We start from the raw sequence: 14,940 nt of genomic DNA, 5'->3' as shown, positions 1-14,940 counted from the left end.
ACGAACGTCGCGCTCCTGCCGCATCGCACCCTCTACACTCATGCGGTCGAGTGGAGGATACCTATGGCCGCACATGTCGACCCAGCGTTCGGCGAGCACCTCAAGCCCGAAGTCTTCAACGTCTTCTCGGCGTGGGCTGAGCAGGAGAATCACTCCTACAGGCTGGAACGGTGGCTGGTCAACGGACGTAGCCAAGCACCGGTGGCCTATACGACCGAGACCGATCGTGAGATGAGGAAGGCCCGTAGGCTGGTCGTCAAAGTGACTACCGTGCCCGACGGGAAGGCCGCCGCCAGCGAGTACCGAAGGCACAAGAAGGCGATCAAAGAAGGCGGGGACTTCGCCGCGCGCCATATGAGCATACCGGTGAACCATTCAGTGAACTGCCCCGAACGGCAATGGATCACATTCCAGACCGTGGCCGGTGACGACCTCGAAAGCACCGAGGTGCTGACGGTGCTGCTGCGCCGATCGCTCGGCGTCTCCCACCAATCCGAATCGAACACCGCCGCCCGAGTGTTCTGCGACTCGCAGACCTTCGCCCAGGCCTGCGCGAACGTCGTCGCAGGCGTCCTCGGCGACTGGAACGGACAGCCATACCAACTCGACCACGACCCCTGGACCGTCGACGGATTCCTCCGGCGGCACATCTTCGACCAGATGGAGCCCGGTGGCCGACTCCACTCGTGGGCGCAGAGGTTCCAGGGCACCGAGATGACGCTGGATGGCGAACCCGGCCCGCTGCCGAACCCGTTCGCCGCCGCACAGGGCCGCTACTTCTCGCCGGAGCTTCGCATCTATCCTATCGTCGGCAAGGCGCACGGCGACCTCCACACTGACAACGCGCTGATCAAGGTCAGGCCGGAGATCGACGACACGGCGTACTACCTCATCGACCTGTCGCTGTATGAGAATGCAGCCCCGCTCACCCGCGACCCCACGCACATGCTGCTCTACATCATCGCGCGGATCCTGACGGGCGAGGAGCCGAAGTACCAGCAGGACGCACTGATCGAACTACTGCTCGACACGCATCACGGACCGCGCGACCGCGTTCCCGGCTGGCTGCCGCAGCTGATCGATCACCTCGAGCGCGCCTGCGACGCCTGGCTGCAGGGCAGCGGACTGCGACCAGCGTGGACCGAGCAGCGCCTGCTGTCGATCGCGGGCTGCGCGATGCTCTTCCTGGGCAGAACGTCGACGCCCGAACCACTGAAGCCATGGTTCCTGCGCCTCGCCGGAAAAGCCCTGGCCCACTACGCCTCCATGCATCGCGACCACGTGGCGTCCGCCTCGCAGACCCGCGCCGCCGCGCCCCACGGCGCAGACAACGACTGGATCGCGTGGCTGTGCCGCGACCTGCCCGAGTTCGCCGATGCCGCCCACGCCGCAGGACACGACGACGACGCCGAAGGGCTCAAAGCCGCCGCACGCAGCGGACTCGACCGCAAGGACGACTACCTCAGCCTGGTACGCAAGCTCGGCGGACCGGAGCCCGGAGACCCCCGCTTCGGCACCAAGGGAGCCGAAGGGCGCAGCGAGCCCGAGAGCTTCGTCTGCCCCCTCAACCTGTGCCCTCGGCGAGACCAGCGTGCTCCGGGCGGACCGATCCCCACCTGTCACCTCAACCGTGAAGGAAAGATCCGCCTTCGATCGGTGCTGGACGCAGGCGGCGCCTGAAGGCCGACGGATAAATCCGCAGTCGTGCGATACCGCCGGCCCGACGTGCCCCGGTCGCCGCTTCAGGCCGAGGGCACGCCGAGTCGCGCGCGGGCGGCATCGACGTAGCGCTGCTTGCCCGACCGGAGTCCGAGCACACCCAGCGCCAGCGGCGCGAAGGCGATCGCCTCGACCGCGTGCTGGGACAGTCCCGGCCACAGCGGCCCGCCGTGGCGGCGGTATGACTCCAGCAACTGTGCCAGCATCGGCGGATCGAACTTGCGCGCCGCCTCGACGAACTCCTGCCCCGGGTCGCCGATCTCGGCATCGGTCCAGTCGAGGATCCCCGCCAGGGCCCCGCTGTCGTCGACCAGCGTATGGCCCGGGTGCAGGTCACCGTGGATGAGCACCGGCCGCTGCGCCCACAGCCGGTCGTCGTGCAACCAGCGCAGCCCTCGCTCGTGCCAGGTGTGGTGCATGTCGAACTCCGACACGCCGATAGCCAGCCGCTCCGCGAACGCCGACCTGACGTCCTCCAGCCGGCGCACGGGCAGGCCGGTCGCCTGCGCCTCGCGTACGTCCATGCTGTGCAGCTGCGCCATGAACTCGCCGAGGCGCTCGACATAGGACGCCGGCGGGTCGGCCCGGTCGATGCGCCAGTGCAACGCGAACGTCGTGGTGTCCTCGCTGGCGGCGGGCTCGCCCGCGAGGCGCCGGTAGGCGACGAGTTCCTGGTCGGCGATCATCCAGCGGGGAATGGCGACGGTGAACCGGTCACGCAGCAGTTCCAGCAGGCGGCCCTCGGTGGCGATGGCGTCGGCCACGTCCGGCCTGCGCGGGGCGCGCAGGATCCACTGCTGCCCGTCATCGGCGTACGCGTGGACGACGACGAAGTCCCAGCCGGTGTCGTCGAGTCTGGCCACGTCGCCGAACAGGTGCAGCCCTCGTGCGCGCGCCAGCTCGAGGATGTGCTCGACGGTGTGCTCGGGTTCTGCCATAGCGAGCGATGCTAGGCAGCCCGGCAGGCGACGGGCAAGAACATCCGGACAGTTCGCCCGTACGGACCTTGTCCGGATGACTCCGTACAGGCCGACGTGTTGTAGCCGCCGCCGCCCGTGGTGATCATGAGCTGGTGCTCCCTCCCGACTTTCACATCCACACCGAGTGGTCCTGGGACGTTCTCGGCGGCTCGATGCTCGACGCCTGCGCCCGGGCGGTCTGCCTGGGGCTACGGGCAGTGGCGTTCACCGAGCACGCCGACTTCACCACCTGGACGATCCCGGCCGAGGCGGTCGCCGCGATGCCGCCGGCGTACCAGGCGATGGTCGGCGACGACGGGCTCTTCCGGGCACCGCAGCTCGACGTCGAGGGATACCTGGCCTCCGTCGACGACTGCCGCAGTGCGTTTCCCGGGCTGCGTATCCACACCGGCATCGAGCTCGGCGAGCCCCACTGGCATCCGCGCCAGACCACCGAGCTCCTGGCCCGGCACGGGTTCGAGCAGGTGATCGGCTCGGTGCACTCCCTGGTCGACCCGGACGGGTTCCGTGTCGTCGACCGGATGTACGGCACCGTGGACCCGCACGAGGTCGTCCGCCGTTACCTGAGCGAAGTGCTGGCGATGGTTGGTCAGTCCCAGAGCTTCGAGATCCTCGGCCACGTCGACTACCCGTTGCGGGCGTGGCCCGCGCAGGCCGGTCCGGTCACCGTCGCTGCCTTCGAGGAGGAGTTCCGCGCGGTCTTGGCCGAGCTCGCCGATTCTGGCCGCACGTTGGAGCTGAACACCCGGCTGGAACACCCGCGGCAGTTGCTGCGCTATTGGCGCGAGTGCGGGGGCAAGTGGCTGTCGTTCGGCAGCGACGCGCACCTGCCCGGCGAGGTGGCCAGGGACTTCGTGGTCGCTTCGGCGATGGCCGAGGCCGCTGGCTTCCGCCCGCTGGACGACGACCGGGTGTGGGTGCGCTCCTGACGGCGATCGGGTCGCGCACCCGACGCAACTGTTGTGCCGCGACCCCGGTGCCGCTATCAACGGGACGTCGTCACGGTGGAGATGTGGCATTCGCCGACGCGCTCAACGCCCTGGAACGTCGCCTCGACCGGTTCGCCGAGGGTGATGGCGATCCGTCGGTGCTGGCCGAACCGGAGGCCATGCGGCTGGCCCAGGACCTGATGCGGTGGGCCGGCGAGCTTCCGGTCGCCTACTGCCTGGGCCTGTTCCACCACTACCGCGTCATGGAAGGGCTGGTATCGCCTGCCGGCTCCGACGACGTCGCTGCGGCGATGACCACTTCGTCGTGGTCTACCGCCAGGCGCCCGACCTGGTTCCGGAGGTGCTCCGGAACCAGGTCGCCGAGCTGTGGACGTATGACGCCGGTGATGTGGAGGTCTGGCAGCAGCGCGCACAGGACCTGACCCGCGACCCCCGGGCACGGCAGCACCCGAGCTCTACCAGGATGCCGCCCTGGTGCTGCGGTGCGCACTCGAGCATGGACGCCTGTCCGGCGAACAGGACGCGGCGATTGTCAGCCGGCTTGCCATGGTGTACCTCGGCTGGTTCGAGTTTGCCGGCGACCGTCCGCCGCCGACGCGGCGGTCGACGCGGCGACCCGGTGCCTGGCGTTCACCGATCCGCGCGGCGAGCACCATGCAGGCCGGTGCTCCAACCTGGCCGCGTTGCTGGCGACGAGGTTCGACCACCGGGGCGACCTCGACGACATCGACCTGGCGGTCGACATGCTGTGGACGACCGTCGGCTCCGCCACCGAGCTCGAGCGCCCCGGGCACCTGTCGAACCTGGCAGGCGCGCTCCTGCTGCGATACCAGCATCGAGGTGACACGCGCAGTCTCGACAGCGCCGTGGACTGCGCGGGGCGCGCCGTGCGGACGGCGCCCGCGCCAGTGAAGATCGACCGAAGCTGCTGGCCACCCAGGCCAGGGCGCTGAGCACCCGGTTCGATCGGCACCGGGACAGCGCCGACATCGACGCCGCCGGTCGTGCCGCCGCCGAGCACACCGGCCACGGCCCGGGCCGGCGGGTGAGGCTGCTGGCCAACCTCGGCGCCGCGCTGTCGGCCAGACACCGTGCCCGCAGCGCCCCTGCAGATCTCGACGAGGCGGTGGGGGTCCTGCAGGAGGCCGCTTCGCTGGTCGCGGCAGACGATCCGGCCAGGTCCACCATCCTGGCCAATCTTGGGCTGCCGCTGAGGCAGCGGGCACAGCGGCCGGGCCGCGCCGGGGCCGCGGACGACCTGCGGGCCGGTGCCCGAGCCTACGCCGAGTCCGGCGCGGTAGCGTCCGCATCGGCGCTGGTACGCACATCCAGTATGTACAACGCGGGGGAGATGCGCTCCGAGCCGGGGGACTGGCCTGCCGCGGTCGACCTGCTCCACGGCGCGATCGACCTGCTCGCCGCCGTGGTGGATCTGCGGCTGGACCGTGACGACCAGCAGCGGCATCTGCTCCAGTCCAGCTGGCCGGTCTGGGCAGCGCCGCCGCGGCAGTCGCCCTGGCCTGCGGGGTCGAGCCGGAGGCCCCGCTCCAGCTGGTTGAGGCCGGGCGCGGCGTGCTACTGGCACAGGCGCTGAACAACAGGGCCGACCTGGCGGCGCTGCGCGCCGAGCGGCCCGACCTCGCCGGCCGGTTCACCGTACTGAGCCGCATGCTCGCCGACAGCGGCGAGCCCGGCGACGACCAGCGGATGCGGCACCTGCGCGAACGCGAACGCGACCCGCTGCTGGCGGAGATCCGAGCGATCCGGCCTCGGGGCTTCCAGCTGTCGGCACGCCCGCTGAACGTCGGGGGCCTGGCGGGGCCGGTCGTGGTCGTGAACATCGCGCACAGCCGGTGCGACGCGCTCGTGGTCATCGACGGCGGTGTCGTCCACGTGCCACTGCCGGACGTCACCTACGACAGCGCCCGCGAGCACGCCAACAGCGCGCTGCGCGCCGTCTACGACCCGACGTAGACCAGCAACGACCGGCTGCGGGACGTTTCAGCGTGGCTGTGGCGGGCCGTGGCCGAGGCGGTCCTCGGCAGCCTCGATCGGCCGGTGGACCGCGTCTGGTGGGTGCCCGCGCGGGACCGCTGACCGTGCTTCCCCTGCACGCGGCCGGGCTGGACGGCGTCCCCGGCGCCTCCGTGCTCGACAAGGGCATGTCGTCCTACGCGCCGACCGTGCAGGCTGTCGTGCCCGCCCAGCGGTCGCTGGTGGTCGGGGTGACCGTTGCCCAGGGCCTGGCACCGCTGCCCGCGGCGGCCGCCGCGGCTCACGACGTCGCTCGAGCGCTGGTCGCCGCCAGACGTCCCGGGCCCACCGTGCTCGTCGACGAGCAGGCGACCCGAGCCGAGGTGCTGGCCGGGCTCACCGGAACCGGCCTGGTCCACTTCGCCTGCCACACGGCCACCGAGCAGAACCCTGCCGACAGCCGCCTCGTACTCTTCGACGGGCCCCTGCGGGTGCGCGAGATCGCTGCGCTGCACCTGCACGACGCCAAACTGGCCTACCTCTCCGCCTGTACGACAGCGTTCGGCGGGACCGAATTGGTGGACTAGGCGGTGCACATCTCGTCCGCGTTCCTGCTCGCCGGATTCCGCCACGTCGTCGGGACCCTCTGGAAGATCAACGACAGTGTCGCCCGGATGACCGCGACGGAGGCGTACGCCCAGCTGGCGGACGGCGAACCCGCCGCGGCAGTCCACGCCACCGTGCTGGAACTGCGTCGGCGCTATCCGCGTAACCGGCTGTTGTGGGCGGCGATCGTGCACGCCGGCTCCTGACCTGGATGTACTACCTAGGCAGGTCGGTGCCGGGGCCACGGACTGCAGACCTTGAAGAAGGAGGTCCTACCCGTAGGCAGGCCCGTGCCGGCCACGGGGCCGGCACCGCCCGGACTTGTCCGAGGTTCGCGCGGGCTGTTTCCACCAGCCACGCGATCTTCTGCAATAAGGTACGGCCCGTTCCGTGGGCCGTACCGTCCGGCGCCAGGCCCCAGGGAGGACAGATGCTGGTCGAGATCGCCGCGAGCATCGTCGCATCGGTGCTGATCGTGATCGCCTCCTGGTGCTGGCGCCAGCGCGGGCGATGGTTCCTTCTGCGGACCGCGCTGTCGGGCCGGGAGGTCCGGGTGTCGATGTGCGCACTGCTGAGGATCAACCCTGGATATTCACGGGGTCGTGATCTTGTAACGGTTTCGTGAGGCCCGGAAACGCGGAAGTGCCTGCCAGGCAAGGGAAAATGGTGATTGCGACATCTACCAGGATCTCTAGCGAGGAGGCACTTCCGACGTGCGTGAGCTTACCGGATGGTCGAAGGACCTGCGTGTCACCGCCGACGGTGACGGGGTGGTGGCGATGGTCGGGGTGGCGGGCCTACGCATGCTCGCCGACCGCACCGGCCTGACGGCGGGCATCTCCACCGTGCTAGCCAGGCCGGGATTCGATCCGGTCCATGACCGGGGCCGGGTCCTGACTGACATCGCGTGTTCGATCGCCGCTGGCGGGACAGACGTGTACGACATCGAGGCGCTACGGGCCCAGGCCGCGTTGTTCGGGCCGGTGGCCTCGGACACCACCGCCCTGCGCGCGCTGGGTGAGATCAGCGACAGCGGTCTGCACCGCATCGACGCCGCGCGGGCGAAGTCGCGCGCGCATCTGTGGAGCCTGCTACCGGCCGGCGTGCCGGAGGCGACCTACGCCGGTGGCCTGAGCATGGGCGAGACGATCGTGCTGCGGGTGGACGGCACCATCACCGTGGCCCATTCCCGCAAGGAACACGCCGAGGCGACGTTCAAGAAGACGTTCGGGTTCCACAGCCTCGGCGTGTGGATCGACAACACCGGTGAACTGGCCGCCCTGATGCCCCGCCCCGGCAACGCCGGGGCGAACACCGCCGCCGATCTGATCGAGGTCCTGCGCCAGGCCATCGCGCAGATACCCGCCGACCGACGCGACGACCTGCTGATCACCTCCGACGGTGCCGGCGCCTCACACACGCTCATCGACTGGCTGCACAGCCTCGACCAGACCGGTGGGCGTCGAGTGGCGTACTCGATCGGGTTCGACGTCGACGAACACGTCCGGGCGGCATGCAACCGCCGACCCGACGACTGGTGGGTCCCGTGCCTGTCCAACACCACCGGCGAGGTCATCGACGGCCTTCAGGTCACCGAGATCACCGACCTGCTCCGCGAGCGGCTGACCGGCCTGAAGTGGCCGAAGACGATGCGGGTCATCGTGCGCCGGCGCAAGCTGTTCGACCACGAACAGGCCACCCTGTTCGACACCTGCGGCTACCGGTACTCGGCGTTCGTCACCAACACCGGCGCCCACGGCCCGGACGGCCTGTCCGTGCAACGCGCCGACGCCCGTCACCGCGTACACGCCCGCGTCGAAGACGACGTACGCACCACCAAGGACACCGGCCTCGGGCATCTGCCGTCCAAACAATGGCAGGTCAACAAGGCCTGGTGCGCCGCCGTCACCATCGCCGTGGTCCTCACCGCGTGGATGCGCCTCTACGCGCTGACCGGCGCCCTGGCCAAGGCCGAGCCCAAGACACTGCGTTACCGGATCTTCCAGACCCCCGCACGCCTGGTCCGCGCCCGCCGCTACCGGTGGCTACGCCTACCCCACACCTGGCCCTGGGCCACCGACCTGGCCACCGCCATCGAGATCATCCGCCGGATGCCCATGCCCGCCACCTGACCACCCACACCACCGCCCCGACGACCAGGAGGAACCCCAGGAGACCACGCCACCGGCGCGACAGCCGGCCCACAACCACACCCAACGGAGCCGATACATCCACCGCCAACGATGCAGACTCGCTGGTCATCGAACGGCGTCAGACCCACGAAGAATCAGGGTCAAGGACGACGACGGATACGTCCTGTTCCACACGCCCTACACGCCGGGCTCCTTCGGGCCGCCCGGAGGCGTGTTCAAACTCCGCATTCCCGCACAGGCCGCGCTCGACCGGATCGGCTTCCGGGAGGAGCGGCGCGGAACACGCCAGTCGGTCACCTATGCGGACCTGCGCGGGTTCGTGTCGTCGCGGCGGCTCGGGGCCTTCCTGCGTTGGTTCGGCGACAGTGCGGATCGCGAGTCCGCCCGCGACTGCCTGCGCCGCGAGATCTTCGAGGAACTCGGCGAGGTCGGCCTGCCACACCTGCGCACCATGGTGGCCAGCCTCTCGTTCACCCTCGTACGGGCGGTGACCGAGGCGCCCCGAACCGTGCCGGGCCGTTCCTACCGCCAGTTCCGCCACATCGAGGTCTACGAGCTGGGCCGGTCCGCAGCCGAGGACCGTTTCCGCCGCGCGCTGCTGCGCACGGCACGGTCAGGTGAGACACCGGGCGTGGTGCTCTCGACCAGCTCGGAGATCATCTCCGGGCGTTGCCGGGCGGTTCTGGTGGGGCCGCAGTCGGCGTACCTGTTCGGCGTCCGCCGCGTGCGTGAGGACCTGCCGCCGGCGGCGGCCCAGTGACCGTGCCGCGCGACGCCCGCAGGACACCGGCGAGCGGCCCTGGCTGCCGCACCGGTACCGGTCCTGGTGGTATCGGGAGTGGTCAGTCAGGCGCCCGGTGGGGTCGGACGGGCTCGGCGTCGGGGGCGCGGTCGGCGTGCGGGGCCTGGTCGGTGGTGCGCTGCCCGACCGCGACGAGGGTGTCGTGGGCCAGCCCGGTATGCGGATGGTCGACACCCAGCACGTGCTGGCGATCGGCCAGCACCGCCGTCAGCTCGCGCCGCGCGCCGACGACGTCGCCTTGGTCCACCTGGATCAGCGCCAGGCGGTAGCGGCTGGCCAGGGTGGCCGGATGGGCGTCGCCGAGGGTGTCGCGGCGGGCCTGGGCCACGGTGCGGCCGAGGTCCGCCGCGGCCGCGACGGCGCCGCGGTCGTGCAGCACCTCCACCAGTGACTGCCCGACGGCGAGCGTGCGCGGATGGCCGGTGCCCCGTACCCGCTGATTGTTCTCCCACAGCCAGCGGAACTCGCGCTCGGCGAGATCGAGTTGATCGAGCCGCTGGTAGACCTCGGCCAGGTGCTGGCGCGTGACCATGGTGGCGGGGTGGGCCTCGCCGAGCACCTGCTGGCGCTGGGCGAGCACCTCCTGGTATGCGGCGAGCGCCTCGGGCAGGCGGTCGCGTGCCTTGAGCAGGTCGGCGCTGCCGTGCCGGCTGGTGAGGGTGTCGGGGTGCAGCGTCCCCAGCAGCCGGGTGCGGGCGGCCAGGGTGCTGGCCAGCAGCTTCTCGGCTTCGTCGAGCGCGCCCCGGGCGCGCAGCGTGCGCGCCAGGTAGTACTGCGTGTGCAGGGTGTCGGGGTGCTCGTCGCCGAGAATGTCGCGCCGGGCGGCCAGCACCGCCCTGAAGCGTTCCTCCGCCTCGGCCGCGCGCCCCCGGTCGTGGTCGAGCCGCGCCAGGTCGTGGCTGATCGTCAGGGTCAGCTGGTCCAGGTCGCCCAGGCATCGGTGGGCGGCGGCGAGGGTCCGGTCGAATGCGGATCCGGCCTGGCCGCGATGCCCGGCGGCGCGCAGGAAGCTCGCCGCGCGGTGCGCGAGCCGGACCGCGGCCCGCAGCAGGTCGGCGGGGATGGCCTGCTCCTCGAGCAGGTCCAGCGGCGCGGTGCAGTGGTCGGCGAGTAGCCGCCACTGTGACCAGGTGGCCGGCGATTTCGGGTCCACCGCGCCGATGGCGGGTTCGAGCAGGGCCGTGGTCAGGTGCAGCAGCGCGCCCGCGTGCCGGCGCAGGTCCGGATCGGCGCGTACGGTGTCGCGCACGAGCGGGTGCATCGTCAGCCCCGCGGCGTCGTCCCGGCCGGACATGGTGATCAGGCCCAGGCCTTCGAGCGCGCGCAGCGCCTCCCACGTTCCCAGCGGCTGCATCCCCGTGAACAGTGACGATCCCGCGAGCGTCTCTGCGCGCAGCAGCCGGCCGTACGGCACCACCGTCGCACCGAGACAGGCCAGCAGCTGCAGCAGGGGTTTGGCGTGGGCCAGCCCTCGTTCGGCGAGCAGGCTGAGCGACAGATCCCAGGCCTGGTCGATGCCCGTGCGGGAGGTGCGGCTGGCGAATGTGCCGCCCGACCGGCCGGGCATGGGACCGGCGTCGCCCCGGGTCAGCGCTTCGAGGTAGGCGGTGTAGGTCCGGGGCAGCCCCGGCCCTGCCAGGCCGGGGGGAACCTCGTCGGCCTCGTTGAGGTAGCGGCCGACGAGGTTGAGCGCCAGCGGCAGGCCGCCGAGCCGTTCGGCGAGCGCGGCCGCGTCGTCGTGCGTGCCCACCGCCGACCCGGCCAGTTCGCGCAGCACCTCGGCGGCGTCGTCGCGGTGAAGCCCGCCCAGCCGGTGCAGGGTGAGCCACGGCGGCGGAGTGGAGTGCCAGGTCATATTGCTGCCGTCGCGTGTCGTCACGATGATCGTCCCGCTCGCGCGGCCGGTGGGCCGCAGCCAGCCGGTGCCGTCCAGCAGGCCGTGCCGGGGCAGTGCCAGCGAGGCGGGCGGATCGTCGGCGTTGTCGAACACGAGCAGCCACGGCTCGTCGAGGGCTTCGAGGCATCGCCACACGCCGTCGGGCAGGTTCTCGGCGTACCACTGGTCCATGGGCACGCCGAGCTCGACGGCGAGGGCGCGCATACCGGCCGCGGTGGAGGGTCCGTCGTCGGCCTGGATCCAGAAGGTCCGCACCTGCCGGTGCAGGGCGGTCCGTGCCGCGGCGAGCGCGACCGTGCTCTTGCCGCTGCCGCTGAGCCCGTGCAGGACGTGGACCCGGGCCGGTGGGCCGGCCTGCCCGGCGGCGAGGACGATCGATTCGAGCGACTGGAGCAGCTCGTCACGGCCGCGGATGCTGGGCTCGAGGGCCAGCCGCTCCACGGGCGGTCGGATGGACACAGGCACGAGGGGGTCGGCCCGCTCGGTCTGGCGCGGATCGTCCCCGCCGGAGCCGCCGGCCTGGCGCAACCGCCAGTAGGCCGACCGCCAGGCGGTCAGGTCGGCCGGGTCCGTGGTGCCGAGCAGGCGGAGGATGCGTTCCAGCAGTCCCGGCGGTTGCAGGCCGGGTAGGTGGGTGCCGGCGAAGTAGCCGCCGACGGTGCTGGCGGGCACGGCGACCCGGGAGGCGACCTGCCGCACACTCAGCCCGCTGGCCTGGCGGGCCAGGGTCAGCTCGGCGCCGAAATCATGGCGGGTCACGATGCGCCGGGGATCGGGACGTCCCACCCGCGCGCCCTGGCCTGTGTTCAACGGCGTCCCCTCCTTGCCGATCCCACCGTAGCGGCATCCGTCGATCAATGACGTCCGAGGTTGTCCGGGCTCGTACCGACTGCGGGCTGCGGGGCGGGATTCGGTGGTTGCATGGCCCCGGTCGGACTACGGAGGTTGTCGATGAGGAACCGGTCGCGGACGATCCGGACGGTGCCGGGCCTGGCCGAGGCGGGCCTGCTGAACGCCCAGAAGGCGGCTGAGGTCGAGGCCGTCGCACACAGGTACGCCATCAGTGTCACCCCGGCGATGCAGGAGCTGATCTCACACCGGCCGGACGACCCGATCGCGGCCCAGTTCGTGCCGAGCGTGCTCGAGCTGGCCGCGACCCCGGAGGAGTCGCCCGACCCGATCGGCGACGCCCGGTTCACGCCGGTGCCGGGCATCACCCACCGCTACCGCGACCGAGTCCTGCTCAAACCGCTGCACCTGTGCCCGGTGTACTGCAGATTCTGCTTCCGGCGCGAGATGGTCGGGCCAGGGCAAGGGCTGCTCGGTGAGAGCGAGCTGGCCGCCGCACTGGACTACATCCGGTCCCACCCCGAGATCTGGGAGGTCATCCTCACCGGCGGTGATCCGCTCATGCTGTCGGCGCGCCGGCTCGAACGGATCGTCGGCGAGCTGGACCGCATCCCGCACGTCGGGGTGGTGCGCATCCACACCCGGGTGCCGGTAGTGGCTCCCGAGCTGGTGACCGCGGACCTGCGGCAGGCGTTGCGGACCGACACGCCGGTGTGGATCGTGGTGCACTGCAACCACCGGCAGGAACTCGGCCCGAAGGCCCGGGGCGCGCTGGCCGACCTCGCAGACGGCGGGTTCCCGCTGCTGAGCCAGACCGTGCTGCTCAAAGGCGTCAACGACTCCGTCGAGGCGCTGGAGGAGCTGTTCCGTGAGCTGGTGCGGCTGCGGGTCAAGCCCTACTACCTGCACCAGGGCGACCTCGCACCCGGCACGGGCCACTTCCGCACTAGCGTGGCCGCCGGCCAGGAACTGGTGCGCCGGCTGCGCGGCCCGGTGTCGGGCCTGTGTCAGCCGACGTACGTGCTCGACATCCCCGGCGGCCACGGAAAGGTGCCCATCGCCGCTGGCTACCTCGAACGTGACGAGCTCGGTTACCTGGTCATCGACCCGCAAGGCGTCGTGCACCGGTACGGTCCGGCCGCCGCCGAAGCCGATTTCCCGCCAGCGGCACAGGCATGACCGGCCTGCACCTCGGCGACCCCGTGGACGGCTTCGCCTGCCGTCCGGTCCGGTGGACCCTGCCCGCGCTGAACGCCCCGACCGTGTGGCAGGCGCTGGGCGACGCGCTCGCGGCGGCCGACGACGACGCGGCGAAGCTGTTCCTCGACGGGCGGCCTGTGCCGACGCGGCACTGGCCCGACCACCGCGGGACGGGCCGGCTCCCGTGGAGCGCCGGACTGGACAGCAGCACGGGCGGGTACTTCGCATGGGCTCGCGACGCCCAGCTCCACCACCGGGCACTGTTCGAGACCGTCGTGCAGGCCTACGCACCCGTCCTGGCCGAGCAGGGGCTGCCTAGCGGCGCCGTGGAGTCGGAGATCTTCTTCGGCGACTACGAGTGCACCCCCGGCGGCGTGCACCGGGAAGCGTGCTCCAACCTGCATCTGGTCCTGTCCGGGTCCAAGACCATGCACTTCTGGCCCGTCCAGGGCTGGCCGCTGCAGGACACAGCACGCCGCATCGCCGCCGCTGAGGGCACCGCGACCAGGGAGGAGTACCTGCCGGAGCTGGATCCGCGGCACGTGCTCGGCGCGGCCCGGTCGATGACCGCCGCCGCAGGTGAGGGCTTCGCCTGGGCGGCCGGGACCTGGCATGTGGCCCGCACCCACGGCCCAGCGCTGGCGCTCAACATCGCCGCCTACCAGGGCGGGCTGGACCCGGAGCCCGTGCAGCCGCTGTGGGGCGACCGGCTGCACGGTCCGGTGCCGGCCGAGTTCATGACCGACTACCGCCGCCACGTCGGCACCACCGCATCGGACGCGGCCCTGCTTTGCCGGCTGTCGGCAGCCGGTATGCGCCCCGCACCGGCTGCCGCCACGGCGGAGGGACCGGCGGGCGGCAGGTTCCGGTGGCGGCTGAACGTACCGCTGGTGTGGGCATACACCGGCGACGCGGTGCTGGTGTCCGCCCTGGGCGCGATCCGGCACCTGCCCGCCCGCACCCCGCTCGACTGGCTCCACGCCCCCCGCACCGCCGCGCTCGCCGAGGTCGAACCGGGAGCCGAAGCACTCGCCGGCTGGCTGCACCGACAAGGAGTTCTCGAACCCATGGAGGAACAGTGACCTTCGAAGATCCGTCCCCGCACTGGCAGGACGCCGAGACCGACCTGTTCCTGCGGTTCGGCGACGTGTTCGTGCCGCGACGGGACGAACAGGTGAAAGCGATCTGCGCCCTGCTGGCGCACCTGCCCGATGCCGCGGTGCTCGAACTCGGCTGCGGCGGCGGGATCCTCACCGATGCCATCCTCGCCGCCGAGCCGGACCGCTCGGTGACCGCCGTCGACGCCTCGGCCGCGATGATCGACGCCGCGCGGCAGCGGCTCAAGGCGTACGGCGACCGGATCCGCTTCTGCCACGCCGACCTGGCCGGTACGCAGTGGCGCACCGGGGCCTACGGCGCCGTGGTGACCTCCCTCGCGGTGCACCACCTCGACGACGGCCAGAAGCGGTCGCTGCTGCGGTCGGTGCGCGGTCTGCTCCGGCCCGGTGGCGTCTACGTCCAGTGCGACCTGGTGCTGCCGGCGACGGCGGCCTCCCACGAGCTGGCCGCGAGGCAGTGGGAGGCCGCCGTCGAGGAGCAGTCCCTGACCCTGTACGGATCCGACGCGGGCCTGACCGCGTTCCGGCAGGCCCGCTGGAACCTCTACCGCCACCCGGATCCGGCTGACCGGCCCGCCCGGCTGGCCGACCACATCGGCTGGCTCTCGGCCGCCGGCTTCACCGACGTCGACGTGTGCTGGGCACTGGCCGGTCACGTGATCCTCGCCGCGACCCGCCCGCTGGAGGTGTGA

14 protein-coding genes and 1 pseudogene are annotated in these 14,940 nt (G+C 71.4%); 12 read left to right on the top strand and 3 right to left on the bottom strand.

Annotated features, from left to right (window positions below; all coding sequences use genetic code 11):
* Nucleotides 1-63: 63 nt before the first annotated feature.
* Nucleotides 64-1,680, top strand: a complete 1,617-nt coding sequence (locus O7610_RS20500) for a hypothetical protein (protein WP_289211582.1) — start codon at nucleotides 64-66, stop codon at nucleotides 1,678-1,680.
* Nucleotides 1,681-1,742: 62 nt separating this feature from the next.
* Here O7610_RS20500 and O7610_RS20495 read toward each other — a convergent pair whose 3' ends face one another.
* Nucleotides 1,743-2,657, bottom strand: a complete 915-nt coding sequence (locus O7610_RS20495) for a macrolide 2'-phosphotransferase (RefSeq protein ID WP_289211581.1) — start codon at nucleotides 2,655-2,657, stop codon at nucleotides 1,743-1,745.
* A 134-nt stretch (nucleotides 2,658-2,791) separates the two neighbouring features.
* On the opposite strand from O7610_RS20495, the gene O7610_RS20490 reads away from it, so the two are divergent.
* Nucleotides 2,792-3,628: a PHP domain-containing protein gene (locus tag O7610_RS20490; RefSeq protein ID WP_289211580.1), complete on the top strand. Its 837-nt coding sequence runs from the start codon at nucleotides 2,792-2,794 to the stop codon at nucleotides 3,626-3,628.
* 56 nt (nucleotides 3,629-3,684) lie between these two features.
* Here the strand turns inward: O7610_RS20490 and O7610_RS20485 are convergent, their stop codons facing one another.
* Nucleotides 3,685-3,879: a hypothetical protein gene (locus O7610_RS20485; protein ID WP_289211579.1), complete on the bottom strand. Its 195-nt coding sequence runs from the start codon at nucleotides 3,877-3,879 to the stop codon at nucleotides 3,685-3,687.
* A 453-nt stretch (nucleotides 3,880-4,332) separates the two neighbouring features.
* Between O7610_RS20485 and O7610_RS20480 the strand changes: the two genes are divergently transcribed.
* The 7 genes and pseudogenes from O7610_RS20480 to O7610_RS20450 all read left to right on the top strand — a co-directional run bounded on the left by O7610_RS20480 (nucleotide 4,333) and on the right by O7610_RS20450 (nucleotide 9,142).
* Nucleotides 4,333-4,602: a hypothetical protein gene (locus tag O7610_RS20480; protein ID WP_289211578.1), complete on the top strand. Its 270-nt coding sequence runs from the start codon at nucleotides 4,333-4,335 to the stop codon at nucleotides 4,600-4,602.
* 92 nt (nucleotides 4,603-4,694) lie between these two features.
* Nucleotides 4,695-5,243 (top strand): hypothetical protein, encoded by a 549-nt coding sequence (locus O7610_RS20475; protein ID WP_289211577.1) that lies wholly within the window; start codon nucleotides 4,695-4,697, stop codon nucleotides 5,241-5,243.
* Nucleotides 5,222-5,623, top strand: a complete 402-nt coding sequence (locus tag O7610_RS20470) for a hypothetical protein (RefSeq protein WP_289211576.1) — start codon at nucleotides 5,222-5,224, stop codon at nucleotides 5,621-5,623. The genes O7610_RS20475 and O7610_RS20470 overlap by 22 nt, the downstream gene beginning before the upstream one ends.
* Nucleotides 5,624-5,655: 32 nt before the next feature.
* A pseudogene (locus O7610_RS20465) lies at nucleotides 5,656-6,435 on the top strand (CHAT domain-containing protein).
* Between the two features lie 224 nt (nucleotides 6,436-6,659).
* On the top strand, nucleotides 6,660-6,854 hold the full coding sequence (locus tag O7610_RS20460; RefSeq protein ID WP_289211575.1) for a hypothetical protein: 195 nt from the start codon (nucleotides 6,660-6,662) through the stop codon (nucleotides 6,852-6,854).
* Nucleotides 6,855-6,942: 88 nt separating this feature from the next.
* Nucleotides 6,943-8,361, top strand: coding sequence for an IS1380 family transposase (locus O7610_RS20455; RefSeq protein WP_289211574.1), 1,419 nt, complete (start codon nucleotides 6,943-6,945; stop codon nucleotides 8,359-8,361).
* Between the two features lie 97 nt (nucleotides 8,362-8,458).
* Complete coding sequence (locus tag O7610_RS20450) at nucleotides 8,459-9,142, top strand: SMODS-associated NUDIX domain-containing protein (protein ID WP_353850388.1); 684 nt, start codon at nucleotides 8,459-8,461, stop codon at nucleotides 9,140-9,142.
* A gap of 82 nt (nucleotides 9,143-9,224) precedes the next feature.
* On the opposite strand, the gene O7610_RS20445 is transcribed toward O7610_RS20450, so the two are convergent.
* Entirely contained in the window at nucleotides 9,225-11,891 is a 2,667-nt protein-coding gene (locus tag O7610_RS20445; RefSeq protein WP_289211573.1) for a tetratricopeptide repeat protein, read from the bottom strand.
* A gap of 141 nt (nucleotides 11,892-12,032) precedes the next feature.
* Here O7610_RS20445 and O7610_RS20440 point away from each other — a divergent pair, with 141 nt between their 5' ends.
* The 3 genes from O7610_RS20440 to O7610_RS20430 are packed head-to-tail and all read left to right on the top strand — an operon-like array spanning nucleotide 12,033 to nucleotide 14,940.
* Nucleotides 12,033-13,109, top strand: a complete 1,077-nt coding sequence (locus O7610_RS20440; protein ID WP_289211572.1) for a lysine-2,3-aminomutase-like protein — start codon at nucleotides 12,033-12,035, stop codon at nucleotides 13,107-13,109.
* A complete protein-coding gene (locus O7610_RS20435) occupies nucleotides 13,106-14,212 on the top strand; it encodes a hypothetical protein (RefSeq protein ID WP_289211571.1) in 1,107 nt (368 codons plus the stop codon). Before O7610_RS20440 ends, O7610_RS20435 begins: the two co-directional genes overlap by 4 nt.
* The gene (locus tag O7610_RS20430) at nucleotides 14,209-14,940 is read left to right on the top strand and encodes a class I SAM-dependent methyltransferase (protein WP_289211570.1); all 732 of its coding nucleotides are present in this window, start codon (nucleotides 14,209-14,211) and stop codon (nucleotides 14,938-14,940) included. The genes O7610_RS20435 and O7610_RS20430 overlap by 4 nt, the downstream gene beginning before the upstream one ends.

Origin of the sequence: Solwaraspora sp. WMMA2065, from assembly GCF_030345075.1 — a bacterium.
GTDB lineage: Bacteria > Actinomycetota > Actinomycetes > Mycobacteriales > Micromonosporaceae > Micromonospora_E.
Note: the sequence above shows the minus strand (reverse complement) of the source record. Positions and strands in the feature narration are given on the sequence as shown.